Source organism: Bowmanella denitrificans (assembly GCF_039522935.1).
Classification (GTDB): domain Bacteria; phylum Pseudomonadota; class Gammaproteobacteria; order Enterobacterales; family Alteromonadaceae; genus Bowmanella; species Bowmanella denitrificans.
In genome coordinates this window covers 1,166,261-1,179,600 of record NZ_BAAAEI010000006.1, presented here as the reverse complement: position 1 = coordinate 1,179,600, position 13,340 = coordinate 1,166,261, and the positions used below count along the sequence as shown (strand labels likewise).

At 50.8% G+C, this 13,340-nt stretch carries 11 protein-coding genes; 4 read left to right on the top strand and 7 right to left on the bottom strand.

Going from position 1 to position 13,340, the window contains the following annotated elements:
- Positions 1-3,076, top strand: a 3,076-nt coding sequence (locus ABD028_RS07915) for an Ig-like domain-containing protein (protein WP_343843833.1), incomplete at its 5' end; no start/stop codon positions are given.
- Positions 3,076-3,654, top strand: a complete 579-nt coding sequence (locus tag ABD028_RS07910; protein WP_343843830.1) for an outer membrane beta-barrel protein — start codon at positions 3,076-3,078, stop codon at positions 3,652-3,654. The genes ABD028_RS07915 and ABD028_RS07910, both read left to right, overlap by 1 nt.
- 45 nt (positions 3,655-3,699) lie before the next feature.
- Here ABD028_RS07910 and suhB read toward each other — a convergent pair whose 3' ends face one another.
- Positions 3,700-4,479 carry an inositol-1-monophosphatase gene (suhB, locus tag ABD028_RS07905; protein ID WP_343843827.1) on the bottom strand — a complete coding sequence of 260 codons (780 nt, stop codon included), beginning with the start codon at positions 4,477-4,479 and terminating at the stop codon, positions 3,700-3,702.
- Positions 4,480-4,649: 170 nt separating this feature from the next.
- Here suhB and trmJ point away from each other — a divergent pair, with 170 nt between their 5' ends.
- Positions 4,650-5,363, top strand: coding sequence for a tRNA (cytosine(32)/uridine(32)-2'-O)-methyltransferase TrmJ (gene trmJ / locus ABD028_RS07900; RefSeq protein ID WP_343843824.1), 714 nt, complete (start codon positions 4,650-4,652; stop codon positions 5,361-5,363).
- Positions 5,364-5,377: 14 nt separating this feature from the next.
- Positions 5,378-6,181 carry a serine O-acetyltransferase gene (gene cysE, locus ABD028_RS07895; protein ID WP_343843821.1) on the top strand — a complete coding sequence of 268 codons (804 nt, stop codon included), beginning with the start codon at positions 5,378-5,380 and terminating at the stop codon, positions 6,179-6,181.
- Positions 6,182-6,227: 46 nt separating this feature from the next.
- On the opposite strand, the gene ABD028_RS07890 is transcribed toward cysE, so the two are convergent.
- The 6 genes from ABD028_RS07890 to ABD028_RS07865 form a co-directional block, all read right to left on the bottom strand.
- Positions 6,228-7,955: an SLC13 family permease gene (locus ABD028_RS07890; RefSeq protein ID WP_343843818.1), complete on the bottom strand. Its 1,728-nt coding sequence runs from the start codon at positions 7,953-7,955 to the stop codon at positions 6,228-6,230.
- 9 nt (positions 7,956-7,964) lie between these two features.
- The gene (gene cysN / locus ABD028_RS07885; protein ID WP_343843815.1) at positions 7,965-9,377 is read right to left on the bottom strand and encodes a sulfate adenylyltransferase subunit CysN; all 1,413 of its coding nucleotides are present in this window, start codon (positions 9,375-9,377) and stop codon (positions 7,965-7,967) included.
- Between the two features lie 12 nt (positions 9,378-9,389).
- Positions 9,390-10,193: a 3'(2'),5'-bisphosphate nucleotidase CysQ gene (cysQ, locus tag ABD028_RS07880; RefSeq protein ID WP_343843813.1), complete on the bottom strand. Its 804-nt coding sequence runs from the start codon at positions 10,191-10,193 to the stop codon at positions 9,390-9,392.
- Positions 10,190-10,789, bottom strand: coding sequence for an adenylyl-sulfate kinase (cysC, locus tag ABD028_RS07875; protein WP_343843810.1), 600 nt, complete (start codon positions 10,787-10,789; stop codon positions 10,190-10,192). Before cysC ends, cysQ begins: the two co-directional genes overlap by 4 nt.
- Positions 10,789-11,703 (bottom strand): sulfate adenylyltransferase subunit CysD, encoded by a 915-nt coding sequence (cysD, locus tag ABD028_RS07870; RefSeq protein WP_102796044.1) that lies wholly within the window; start codon positions 11,701-11,703, stop codon positions 10,789-10,791. Before cysD ends, cysC begins: the two co-directional genes overlap by 1 nt.
- Positions 11,704-12,073: 370 nt before the next feature.
- Positions 12,074-13,291, bottom strand: coding sequence for an EAL and HDOD domain-containing protein (locus tag ABD028_RS07865; protein WP_343843807.1), 1,218 nt, complete (start codon positions 13,289-13,291; stop codon positions 12,074-12,076).
- Between the last annotated feature and the right edge of the window lie 49 nt (positions 13,292-13,340).

The window sequence follows — 13,340 nt, the reverse complement described above, 5'->3', positions numbered from 1 at the left end:
GACATTAAGCGCCCCACTAAGCATTGGTGCCAATAACTTTGTGGTGGTGGCTAAAGACAAAGCCGACAATAGTTCTGCGGCAGTGGATGTGCCTACCCTGACTCGCACCAATTCAACGCCACCGCCACCTACCAATACTGCACCTCAAATCAGCGGGGCTCCAGCAGGTTCTGTAAATGCCGGGCAGTCCTACAGTTTTATTCCATCGGCTGCAGATGCCGACGGAGACAGCCTGACTTTTAGCATCGGCAATCAGCCTGGTTGGGCTACCTTTAATCCACTGACCGGCGCCTTAACAGGTACCCCAGGTAATGCACAAGCTGGTATCTTTACCGGCATAGTGATCACTGTTAGCGATGGCCAGGCAACAGCATCCCTGCCTGCTTTTAATATTCAGGTTAATGCTGTAGCAAGTCCAGTGGGACAAAATATGCAGCTAAGTGGCGTTGAAGATCAAGGTCTGACCATCACCCCCCAATTGCAGGGTCCGCAGGGACAGGCGCTGACGCTCGAGCTGGTTGGTGGGCCAACTCATGGTACGCTAAACAGTGCAGGTCTTGGCTGGCACTACCAGCCCGACAAAGATTACCATGGCGAAGATAGCTTTAGTTATCGGGTGCGAGCGGGTCAGCAAAATTCCGACGCCTATTCGGTAACGATTCAGCTGTCGCCGGTAAACGATGCCCCTGTGGCTATGGCCGATGAGCTGGTGTTAGCTTTCAATCAAAGCGGCAATTATAGCCTGGACGTTCTGGCTAACGACAAGGACGTAGATGGCGACACCTTGCGGATTCAAAGCGCCAGGACCAGTGTCGGCAGCGTCACCGTATCTGCGGGCCGGTTGAACTGGCAGACTCCTGCAGGCTACCAGGGTTCTGCAGGTCTGAGTTACCGCATTAGTGATGGGCAGGGGGGAACCAGTCAAACTATTGTCAATGCCAGTGTTGAGGGGGGGGATACGTCTGCCCCCATTGTCACCCCGCCCGCTGATATCACCGTAAACGCCACCGGATTGTTTACCAAAGTGGACCTAGGCAGCGCCACCGCGAGTGACAGCCAAGGCAATGCATTACCGGTGTCGTTGGTGGCCGGAAACACCTTATTAGCGCCAGGTTTACATAAAGTATACTGGCAAGCCACTGACAGTGCCGGCCGTAGTAATACGGCGAGCCAAACGGTACGCGTTGTTCCGCTTGTGTCTCTGAGTAAGGATCAGGTGGTTTCCGAAGGAAATCAGGTAACGATACGCGCAATATTAAATGGCCCCAGTCCGGAATATCCTGTTTCTATTCCTTATTCCGTGAGCGGCAGTGCTGATGCTGCAGACCATGATCTGCAAGATGGGGTGATGAACATTGCCGCAGGGCTGGAAAGCTCAGTCAGTTTTTCTATCTTGTCCGATGCCTTGGCAGAACCTGAAGAAAGCGTGGTGATAGGCCTGAGTCCATCTTTGAATCTGGGGGCAAAATCCAGCACCCGGATCAGTATAAGAGATGGCAATATTGCGCCAAAAATTAGTTTAAGTGTGCAGCAGCAGGGTAAAACGCAGCTCAGTGTCAGTCAGGAAGGTGGTAATGTCACCGTCTTTGCGCAAGTAACAGACCCTAATCCTTCAGACCAGATAACGCTGGAATGGCAATCTGGCTTGGACAACCTTAGCACCGCTGACAATGAGTTTGTGTTTAACCCAAGCAGCGTATCGCCAGGAATATACTCAGTAACGCTATTGGCCAGTGATAATGGCATTCCTAACCTCACTGCCAGGGAAAGGGTGTTTGTTGACGTTGCAGCCAGTCTGCCGGAACTAACAGATGCTGATACCGATGGTGATTTGATTCCTGATAACGAGGAAGGGTTTGCCGATAGCGATGCTGATGGTATTCCGGATTACCTGGATGCGATTAATGAATGCAACGTTATGCCTGAGACACTGGAAACCAGATTGGGCTTTTTGGCTGAGGGCGAGCCTGGCGCCTGCTTACGCAAAGGCAGTGTTGCCGCTACCAACAGATTGGGTGGCTTGCAACTAGGTGAAGAGCAGATAACTAATCAGCTTCCGAGTGATGACGGGGCCGTTAATGTGGGCGGATTGTTCGATTTCATCGCTTATGGTTTGCCTGAAGCTGGCCAAAGCTACAGGCTGGTGATCCCGCAGCAGTTACCTGTGCCGCAGGGGGGAGTGTATCGCAAACTTGTCAGTGGTCAGTGGCAAGACTTTGTGCTTGATGCTGACAATCAGGTCTTCAGCACCTTAGGAGAACCGGGTATTTGTCCGCCTCCTGGTGATGCACAATGGCAATCTGGATTAACACCAGGTCATCACTGTGTGCAGCTACAAATTCAGGACGGTGGCCCCAACGATGATGATGGTGTAGCCAATGGCAGTATTGTGGATCCTGGTGGCGTGGCAGTGCCTTTGAACGGTAATCAGCAGCCTATGGCACAGGACGATATGGCCAGTATGGATTGGAATACCAGTATTGAGCTTGATGTGCTGGCTAATGATCAGGACAGTGACGGCGACAGTCTGACCATCAGTAGCGTTTCTGTTGAGCTGGGACAGGTGGTTATAGAAAACAACAAACTGCACTTTACCCCGCCGCAGGATTACGGCGGAGTGATAAACATCAGTTATAGTATCAGTGATGGAAAAGGCGGCACTTCTACCGCTAATGTCCAAGTGACAATCTTGGCTAATCAGTCTCCCATAGCCCTACCTGACGAGGCTACAACCGAACAGGGCACTGCCTTGAACATTGTTGTGATGAGCAACGACTCGGATCCTGATGGCGATCCGCTGACTCTGATATCTGCCAGTGCGCAAAGGGGCAGTGTCAGTATCAATGCTGACGGTACCCTGCGTTATAGCCCGGAAGCCGGCTTTAGCGGCACTGATGTGATTACTTACCTGATTGAAGACAATAACGGAGCTCAGGCACAGGGCCTGGTCAGTGTCACGGTAAAAGCGATGGAGAAAGTCACTGTGGTAAATAAGAGTAGTGGCGGGGGACTTGGCGCATGGCTTGTGCTGCTGATGCTACTTAGCATGTTCAGGGGCAGGGAGAAAAATCTGTGATGAAATATAGGATGCTATTACTGGCAGGTTTGACCTGCAGCCAACTGGTTTGGGCCACAACAGATTTACGTGTCAGTCTGGGTTACAGTGATACAGATATATCAGACATGGGGGCGGTTCAGTTTGCCCAGGTTGATGACAGCAGTGTCAGTTGGGGGCTTGAACTAGGCTATGAGTATGCGCCAGGGTGGCGGCTATTTGCGGGCTACCAGGATTTGGGACATGCTGAACTGCAAATCAAAGATGTCGTGATTTCCCAGCAAAACTTGCCAGTTAGCCTTAAAGAGCTGGCCCCTATACTGCCCAGTGGCTTTACCCTGGGATTGGATGCCAGGCTATGGCAACACAACCAATGGCTACTTAGCGGCTCCTTTGGTTTGTATAGTTGGCAAGCGGATATTGACAGTCGTGTTGGTGCCAGCAGGCAGCAAAGCCATCTGAGTGATACGAACTGGCTGATGGGGGCGCAGCTCTCTTATAAGTTTAATCAGCGATGGTCGTTACTGACTGGTTATCGTCACTACGCTTTAGATGAGCCTGTAGGAGAATGGCGGTTGGGAGCGGAATATCGGTTTTAAACAAAAAAGGGTGACCCAAAGTCACCCTTTTCCATGTATATAGAGTTAACCCGCTTTCAGGCTCTTAACAATGGACTGTACTACTTTAGCGCCACCGCAGACCACGTTACCGGATTTCATTGGCTCGTGGCCGCCATCGAAGTCGGTGACCAGACCACCGGCTTCCTGTATCAGCAGCATACCTGCTGCCATATCCCAGGGCTTCAGACCCTTTTCCCAGAAACCGTCGTAGCGGCCAGCAGCCACATAGGCCATATCTAATGCGGCTGAACCACTGCGGCGAATGTCACCACATTGTTCGAAGATCTGGTTAAAGCTATTCAGGTACTGACCGAGATTGTCCTTACGTTTGAACGGGAAAGCGGTAGCCAATACAGTGCCATTCAGGTCACGGGTTTTGCTGCAACGCACTCTGTAGCCGTTTAACTGGGCACCGGCACCTTTGGAAGCGGTAAACAGCTCACCACGCAACGGGTCAAATACCACGGCCTGATCCAGTTTGCCTTTATGCATCAGGGCAATGGATACCGCGAAGTGGGGAATACCTTTGATAAAGTTGGTGGTGCCATCCAGAGGGTCGATAACCCACTTGTAGTTGTCATCGCCTTCCACAATGCCGCCTTCTTCGCCGACAAAGCTGTGTTCAGGATAGGATTGTTTGATCTTATGGATAATGGCCTGTTCGGCCTCTTTGTCTATGCGGGTGACGAAGTCATTTTCGCCTTTAGCTTCAGTCATCAGGTCGGCGCGGTTTTCATAACCACGGACGATAATGTTTCCGGCCGCGCGAGCTGCGCGCACGGCAATATTCAGCATTGCATGCATAGAGTCACCACCAATTTTGAAAGAACGGGAATCTGCCGGTTCCTCAAGCCATACTGACTTGATGGAAAAAACACCAGCGTCAAAAGCGGCGCGCAGTCTATCAGACCCGCAGAAAATTGCCAAGCCTATGTTATGATGCGGCGCAGTTTTGAATAAAGAGAAGCTCCTCAATGCAGAATATCCGTATCGTCCTGGTCAATACCTCCCATACCGGCAATATCGGTTCCACCGCCCGGGCCATGAAAACCATGGGGCTCAAAGAGTTGTATCTGGTGGACCCGGTTAAAGCCCCGGATGGCCAGGCCAGTGCACTGGCGGCTGGTGCCACTGATATTCTGGCCAATTGTACTATGGTTGAAACACTGGAACAGGCCATCGCCGGCTGCGGATTAGTGGTGGGCACCAGTGCCCGCTCCCGAACGCTCCCCTGGCCGATGCTGGACCCACGTGAATGCGGTGAAAAACTGGTAACTGAAGCTGAACAATACCCCGTTGCCCTGGTATTTGGCCGTGAAAATAATGGTCTTGCCAATGAAGAGTTGCAGCAGTGTCATTTCCATGTCTGTATTCCCGCCAACCCTGAATACAGCTCGCTGAATCTGGCCGCAGCAGTGCAAACCCTGTGTTATGAAGTGCGTATGGCCCATCTGAACAGGGATGCGCTGCCGGAGGCGGAGAATACCTATCCACTGGTAGAAGATTTGGAGCGCTTTTATACTCATCTTGAGCAGACCCTGGCCGACACCAACTTTATTGTGGCCAATCATCCCGGCCAGGTAATGACCAAACTGCGCAGGTTGTTTAACCGCGCTCGTCCCGAAGCGCAGGAGCTGAATATTCTGCGCGGTATATTGGCCTCGGTAGATAAGAAGATTCAAAAATAAGCATAAGGCTGACTATGTTTGAGCACATCAAAGAGGATATTCAAAGCGTGTTTCATCGCGATCCGGCGGCGCGCAATACCTTTGAGGTGCTAACCAATTACCCTGGCCTGCATGCCATCTGGTGGCACCGCCTTAGCCATAAATTATGGCAGGTCAACTGCAAGTGGCTGGCGCGCAGTGTGTCGACCCTGGCACGCTGGCTGACCGGGGTGGAAATTCATCCCGGCGCCAAATTAGGGCGACGCTTTTTTATCGATCATGGCATGGGGGTGGTGATTGGTGAAACGGCTGAGATTGGTGATGATGTGACCCTTTATCATGGTGTTACTCTCGGCGGCACCAGCTGGCAGGCCGGAAAGCGTCACCCCACTTTGGAAAACGGTGTAGTGGTGGGGGCCGGGGCCAAAGTGCTGGGGCCAATCCGTATCGGGCAGGGGGCTAAAGTGGGCTCCAATTCGGTGGTGGTCAGAGACGTACCTGCCGATGCCACGGTGGTGGGGATCCCTGGGCGCATTGTGGCGGCTCGAACAACAGAGGCCAAGGTCAGCCATCGGGATAAGATTGCCGAAAAATATGGCTTCGATGCTTATGCTGTGTCTGCCGACAATCCGGATCCGGTCGCCCATGCCATCGGCCGCATGCTCGACCATGTGCATCTTCTGGATACCAAGGTGGAGGAGATGTGTAAAGTCATCAAGGACCTGGGGGGGGATGTCTGTACGGATGCGTTACCCGGTATTGAGCTGGAGGATTTTGATAGCGTGCAGCCAAAGCCAGGTAAAAATAGCCAGGATCAGAGTTTCGATCCTGGTATTTAGAGCTTTTGAATAAGATTTTGCATCAGTTTGTGGGCCCCTTAAGCGTTTATAGGGCAAAACTCAACTTCAGCAACAACAGCACAATGGTCGAATACAGTACCGACACAGGCAGACCGAATTTGGCAAAGTGGCTGAACTTGTAATTGGCCGCGCTAAAGACCAGTAAGTTGGTTTGGTAGCCCCACGGAGAGATAAAACTCGCACTGGCGGCAAAGGCCACCGCCAGTGCAAAGGGCAGCACCGGAGCATCCAGCAGTTGCACCAGTCCCCAGGCAAAAGGGAACATCAGGGCAGCGGCCGCGTTGTTGGTGACCAGTTCGGTCAACAGCAAGGTCAGCAGATAAATCACCACTAATGCCACAAAAGGACTGCTGCCCTGTAAATACGGCAGTAACCACTGATTCAGGCTGTGTATGACTCCGGATTGTTGCAACGCTGTGGCCATGGCCAGCGAACCGACAATGACCATCATCAGATTCAGCGGTATATTGCGCTTGATCTCGTTACCTGAGCTGATACCAGAAAACACCAGTAATGCCAGCAGAAACACCAGGCCCACTGCCAGAGGCAGAATATTGGTGGCGCTTAACAATACAGTCAGTAAGAATCCGCCCAGGGTCAGTTTTTCCTGTAGCGGTGTTAACTTCCTGGCGATGGCGTGCTCAGTGAGAATAAAAAAGTTTTTCGACAGATTGTTGCGACTGGCAAAGTCGGGACCAGTAGCGAGCAACAAATTATCGCCAGCTTGCAGTCGTATTTCCCCCAGTTTGCCCGACAGGTTCTCACCATCGCGACGAATGGCCACCACGGCGGCGTCAAACATGGCACGAAATCCCACTTGTTTAAGGGTTTTGTCAATCAGGCGGGCGCGATTGGAAACCACCACTTCGGTTAAATTTTCCCGCAACAGTCCATTTGACTCAGCAAATAAGCTCAGCCCGGGGATATGACTGAGGCTGTCTACCCGTTTAACGTTACCGCTGAAAATCAGCTTGTCATTGGCTTCTATCAGCACTTCCGGGGTTACCGGGCTGATAAGGTGGCCGCGTCTGACGATTTCCACCAAAAACAGTTCAGGTAAGTTTCGCAGATGGTTTTCTTCCACGGTTTTACCCACCAGTGGCGAGTCTGCCTGCACTTTGGCTTCAATAAAGTACTCTTTGTAGTCTGCTTCCTTGGTGTCGATATGCGGCAGTAACGGCGTCAGTACAAACATCAGTAGGCCACAGGCCAGACCGGCCGTCAGGCCGTACAAAGTGAAGTCTAAAAAGGCAAAACCGCTGTGTCCTTGTTCAATTAAAAAACTGTCGACGATAAGGTTGGTTGATGTGCCGATTAACGTGACAGTGCCACCGAGAATGGCGGCATAGGAAAGTGGAATCAACAGTTTGGAAGGTGGATGATATTGGTTCTGTTTTACCGGACCAATCAGGCTGGCCACAATCGCGGTATTGTTAAGCAGCGCAGATGATGCAAAAGTCAGGCTGAACAGGCGCCAGTAACTTTTACCGTAACCGCTGCTGACCAGCTTGCGGCCCAGGCTTTTAATCAGCGAGGTTTTGTCTACGGCATTGCTGACCAACAACAGCAAAACCAGGGTCAGCAGACCCTGGTTGGTCAGGCCATGACTGACCTGTGCCAGACTCAACTGACCGGTTGCCAGCAACACCAGCACCGCCATGGCAAAGATAGCCGACGGCCGCTTGTCAGTCAGCGCCAGGGCGGCAATGGTGGCAAAAAAAGTGCCGGCCACCAGCAGTTGATTCCAATCCATTTATGCTACTCAGAGTTTGCTGATATCCAGCGCTTGCCAATGGGGGAAGTGCTTACGCACTAAGGCGTTAAACTCCAGTTCAAATTCTGAGTATTTGGCTTGCTCAAGGCTCTTACCCTGCACCGCTTCGATAATCATACCTGCGCCTACTGTACCGTTGGTCAAACGGTCAATAATGATAAAGGCACCGGTTTTACGGTTTTTGCTGTAAGGGTCGCAGGCAACCGGCTGGGTCAGCTTAATTTCGCCTACCGCAATTTCATTCAGGTGCAGATGCACGGCGTCTTTATGCGCCATAGTGTTAACGTCAATCTGGTAATCCAGTTCACGTACCGTACCCGACACCGACTTGGTGGCAAATTTGAACTCATATTGCTTATTCGGCATCAACGGCTCGTCGGCCATCCATACCAAATGGGTACGAAATGCATTGGATTGCAGCGGTAAATTGTCGGTTTTAACAATCATATCGCCGCGGGAAATATCAATTTCATCTTCCAGGGTGAGGGTAACGGCCAGCGGTGCATAGGCTTGTTCAAGGTTACCATCGAATGTGACGATATCTTTGATACGGGAGGTTTTACCTGAGGGCAGGGCCGTGACTTCGTCACCGGGTTTAATCAGACCTGATACCACATTACCTGCAAAGCCACGGAAATTGAGATCCGGGCGATTCACATATTGCACCGGGAACCGGAAGTCAGTCTGGTTCACGTCTTTGGCAATCTGGATACTTTCCAGCATCTGCATCAAGGTTTGGCCCTGATACCAGGACAGATTATCGGAACGGTTCACCACATTATCGCCCTTTAGGGCCGAAATCGGCACAAAATGAATATCGGCGATAGTGAGCTGTTTGGCCAGTTCCAGGTAGTCTTCGCGGATCTTGTTATAAACATTCTGGTCATAGTCCATCAGATCCATCTTATTGATGGCTACAATCACATGCTTGATGCCAAGCAAAGAGACCAAAAACGAATGGCGACGAGTCTGGGTTTTTACCCCACCTCTGGCGTCAATCAGGATAATGGCCAGATCGCAGGTCGAGGCGCCCGTTACCATATTGCGGGTGTACTGCTCGTGTCCGGGGGTGTCGGCGATAATAAACTTGCGTTTGTCGGTGGAGAAATAGCGGTAAGCCACATCAATAGTGATGCCTTGCTCACGCTCAGATTGCAGGCCGTCCACCAACAATGCCAGGTCCACTTCATCACCTGTGGTGCCGACTTTCTTGCTGTCTTTACTAATGGCGGCTAACTGGTCTTCGTAAATCATCTTTGAATCGTGCAATAAGCGCCCGATAAGGGTGCTTTTGCCGTCATCAACACTGCCACAGGTTAAAAAACGCAGCAGATCTTTGCGTTCATGCTGATCCAGATACTGCAGAATATCCTGCTGAAGAAGTTCGTTTTGATTGTTCATAAGCACTTTTACTCAAGGGTTAAGCGCTTGTGCGCTAACCAGAAAAAACGGGTTTAACAGAGATTCTTTTTGGTTATAAACCAGGGGCTGGGTGGCCTGGGCAGGTGTCTGACCGACACTTAGCTGTGTCACACTGCCGCCAGCAGCCAGCACTACAGCGTGGGCAGCAGCGGTATCCCATTCACTGGTAGGGCCGAGGCGCGGATACAAATGTGCGCGGCCTTCAGCAACCAAACAAAGCTTCAGTGAACTGCCCATGGCAACTAATTCTTTGTCGCCGTCCAGGGCTGCCAGGAATGACTCAATTTCCGGGCTTTGATGGGAACGGCTACCCACCACTTTCCAGCGCTCTGCACTGACATGCGGGGCAGTATTAATGGTGCTTTGTTGCCCATTTTCGACTTTGTAGGCCTGTTCGCCCACTATGCCCACATACAGGCTGTCCAGTACCGGCGCATAGACTACGCCGAGCATTGGCTGACCTTGCTCTATCAGCGCAATGTTGACGGTAAACTCACCGTTTTTCTTAATGAACTCCTTGGTGCCATCAAGGGGGTCAACCAGCCAATAGCGTTGCCACTGACTACGCTCTGACCAGGCAATATCGGCAGATTCTTCTGACAAGATGGGTAAGTCACTGATGCTTTTTAGTCCGGCCACAATCACGTTATGGGCGGCTAGATCGGCTTCGGTTAACGGGCTTTTATCAGCCTTGTCAAAAATCGCAAAATCCTGCTGGTAGATGGCCATAATCACATGACCTGCTTCCCTGGCAATATCGCTAACCTGTGCCGCGAGTACAGCTAGACTGCTCATGCCAGAAATCCCTTTTCCTTAAGTTTGGCGATCAGCTGTTCTGCCGATTGTTCAGCGCTTTGTCCTGCCTGATAATCCAGATGGATTTCCGGGTTTTGCGGGGCTTCATACGCAGAATCGATACCGGTAAAATCCTTAATATCGCCAGCTCTGGCCTTTTGATACAGGCCTTTAGGGTCACGTTCTTCACAAACGGCCAGGGGCGTATCTACAAAGACTTCCACAAACTCACCGTCTGCCAGTAAGTGCCGACAAAAATCCCGGTCGGCGCGAAACGGCGAAATAAACGCGGTGATCACAATTAAACCCGCATCCACAAACAGCTTCGCCACTTCGCTGATACGACGAATGTTTTCTACCCGGTCTTTGTCCGAAAACCCTAAATCACCACACAAACCATGGCGGATGTTGTCACCGTCTAGCAGATAAGTATGTTTGTCCGCTGCGCCCAGTTTCTGCTCCAGCAGATTGGCGATAGTGGATTTGCCCGAACCAGACAGACCGGTTAGCCAGATCACCAGGGGCCTTTGCTGTTTTTGTGCACTGCGCTCGGTTTTGCCTACCTTATGCTGGTGCCAAACAATATTGGTTGCCATCAGAAATACCCCTCCATTTTTTTCTTCTCCATAGAGCCGGCACTGTCATGGTCAATAACACGGCCCTGGCGCTCTGACGTTTTGGTTAGCAGCATTTCCTGAATCACTTCTGGCAACGTAGTGGCTTGGGAGCGCACCGCTCCGGTAAGTGGGTAACATCCCAGGGTGCGGAAACGTACCCATTCCTGCGAGGGAACTTCGCCTTCTTTCAGCGGCATACGTTCGTCATCCACCATAATCAATACCCCATCACGTTCCACTACCGGGCGTTGTTTGGATAAATACAATTCGGGGATTTGAATGTTTTCCAGGTAAATGTATTGCCAGATATCCAGCTCAGTCCAGTTGGACAAAGGGAAGACCCTGATACTTTCACCTTTATTGACCTTGGAGTTATAGATATTCCAAAGCTCCGGACGCTGGTTCTTGGGATCCCAGCGGTGATTCTGGTCACGGAAAGAATATACTCTTTCCTTGGCCCGGGATTTTTCTTCGTCACGTCTGGCACCACCGAAAGCGGCATCAAACTGATATTTGTCCAGGGCTTTTTTCAGGGCCTGGGTTTTCATAATATCCGTGTGCTTAGCACTGCCATGCACAAAGGGGCTGATGCCCATGTCCAGACCTTCCTGGTTTTTATATACGATCAGATCCAGCTTATGCTCTTCTGCCATGCGCTCGCGAAACTCAATCATTTCACGAAACTTCCAGGTGGTATCCACATGCAGCAGTGGAAAGGGGATGCGGCCAGGGGCAAAAGCCTTACGCGCCAAGTGTAGTAGCACGGAGGAATCCTTGCCTATGCTGTAAAGCATGACCGGGTTGTCAAATTCCGCGGCAACTTCGCGGAAAATATGGATGCTCTCGGCTTCCAGTTGCTTTAAATGGGTAATATTGGGAACGTTGGCGGCCATATGGTATCCAGACTTTTTTGGCAAAATTAAAAAATTGCGACTCTTCTTAGAACATTATCATAAAGAAATCTTAGCAGGCTATGCGAGATCGCTATAAGTAATGCAGATTTCGCTTTGCATTACAGCTTGATTCCCAACTGCGATTGGTCATTTGGCAACACTGAATTTACTCGTTTCCGACCACAAAAAAGTGTCGTTTTGTTGATAGGTTTGTCGCTAAACAGAGACAGCTATAAGCCGAAATATGCTGGTTTTAAGCGTTCAATCAACAGAGTAAAGCAGTGAATATGCCTGAGTGGCTTGCTATACCATTAGTATTAGCATGTTTTGCAGGATAGGTTGCCAATCTCAGCTTGATTGGCAGCAAGAACTATTCCATTTTTTCCCGTACGGTGGCCCAGCGCACGGAGTCCACATATAAGCGTGTGACTTTATCAATTCCTAATTCCATCTTTTTGCATAAGCGCTGGGCTAAGGGCCAATCCGCAGCCTCGAATGCTTTGGCTGTATCCAGGTATTCAGCCAGTCGTCCTTGCCCTTGAATCAGGGCAGCTTTTATTGTCGGGCTTAGCGGTAACTTTTCTAAAAGCTCGGGAAGGGATGCATCCAGCAAACCGTCCAGCAACGACAGCATACCGGTGAGAAAGGCACCTGCCTCGCTACTTTCCTGACCGGGCTGAGCGCTCAGATGTTCACAGAATCTGGCGCGAACCAGCGACATAACGGTCAGGGCTGCCGGTTTGCGGTCGGAAAATTGCGCCGTAAACAATAACGACACAAAACGTCTTAGCTCCTGCAACCCCAATGTGATGATTGCCTGCTTAATGTTGGTGATGTCGTTGCGCCTTTTAAACAGCGGCGACTGTGCGTAACGTAGCAATTTAAACGACAGGTTAACGTCGGTTTCAAACACGGTTGTGATAGCCGCGATATCTGGATCCTCGCCCGCCAGCTCGGTCATTAGTCTAGCCACTGTTAACTGGGAGGGGTCCAGCGTACGGCTGCGCATTACCTCGGGCTTGCTAAAGAAATAGCCCTGGAAATAACTGAAACCCATTTCAATAGCCTGGTGAAATTCTTCATGGGTTTCCACCTTTTCGGCCAGTAGCTTGATACCGGGGTAAGGCTCGGCGGCGCGTTTGATCTCATTGATTTGCTCTGCACTGGAGGCGCGCAGGTCAACTTTGATAATGTCAATATAAGGGAAAAAGTGCAGCCAGACCTTTTTGTGTTCGTAATCGTCCAGGGCAATCTGGTAGCCCTTTTCCTTAAACTCCTTGCAGATATTGAGTAACTGGCGGGTAGGGGGCACAGATTCGAGGATTTCCACCACCACTTGCTCTTTAGGCAGCAATAAAGGGTAGCGCTGCAGCAAGGTTTCCTGGGTGAAATTGATAAAGGCCAGTTTGTTTTCTGTCAGGGTATCCAGGCCCAGATTGAACTGCAGGCCTTCGATAATCTTGGATGTGGCCATATCTTCGCCTACATCCGGAAAGACATTTTTCAGACTTTCTCTAAACAACAGTTCGTAGGCTACCAGCGTTTTTTCCCTGTCCAGGATTGGCTGGCGCGCTGCAAAAAACGCCATCTTTATTCTTTGTTCCGGTTAAATCCAACCGCTATAACTTATCACATAA

Bases quoted from the DNA above. Each gene is read 5' to 3' on its own strand.
- ABD028_RS07910 (WP_343843830.1), top strand. From the start codon at position 3,076: ATGAAATATAGGATGCTATTACTGGCAGGTTTGACCTGCAGCCAACTG.
- suhB (WP_343843827.1), bottom strand. From the start codon at position 4,479: ATGCATGCAATGCTGAATATTGCCGTGCGCGCAGCTCGCGCGGCCGGA.
- trmJ (WP_343843824.1), top strand. From the start codon at position 4,650: ATGCAGAATATCCGTATCGTCCTGGTCAATACCTCCCATACCGGCAAT.
- cysE (WP_343843821.1), top strand. From the start codon at position 5,378: ATGTTTGAGCACATCAAAGAGGATATTCAAAGCGTGTTTCATCGCGAT.
- ABD028_RS07890 (WP_343843818.1), bottom strand. From the start codon at position 7,955: ATGGATTGGAATCAACTGCTGGTGGCCGGCACTTTTTTTGCCACCATT.
- cysN (WP_343843815.1), bottom strand. From the start codon at position 9,377: ATGAACAATCAAAACGAACTTCTTCAGCAGGATATTCTGCAGTATCTG.
- cysQ (WP_343843813.1), bottom strand. From the start codon at position 10,193: ATGAGCAGTCTAGCTGTACTCGCGGCACAGGTTAGCGATATTGCCAGG.
- cysC (WP_343843810.1), bottom strand. From the start codon at position 10,789: ATGGCAACCAATATTGTTTGGCACCAGCATAAGGTAGGCAAAACCGAG.
- cysD (WP_102796044.1), bottom strand. From the start codon at position 11,703: ATGGCCGCCAACGTTCCCAATATTACCCATTTAAAGCAACTGGAAGCC.
- ABD028_RS07865 (WP_343843807.1), bottom strand. From the start codon at position 13,291: ATGGCGTTTTTTGCAGCGCGCCAGCCAATCCTGGACAGGGAAAAAACG.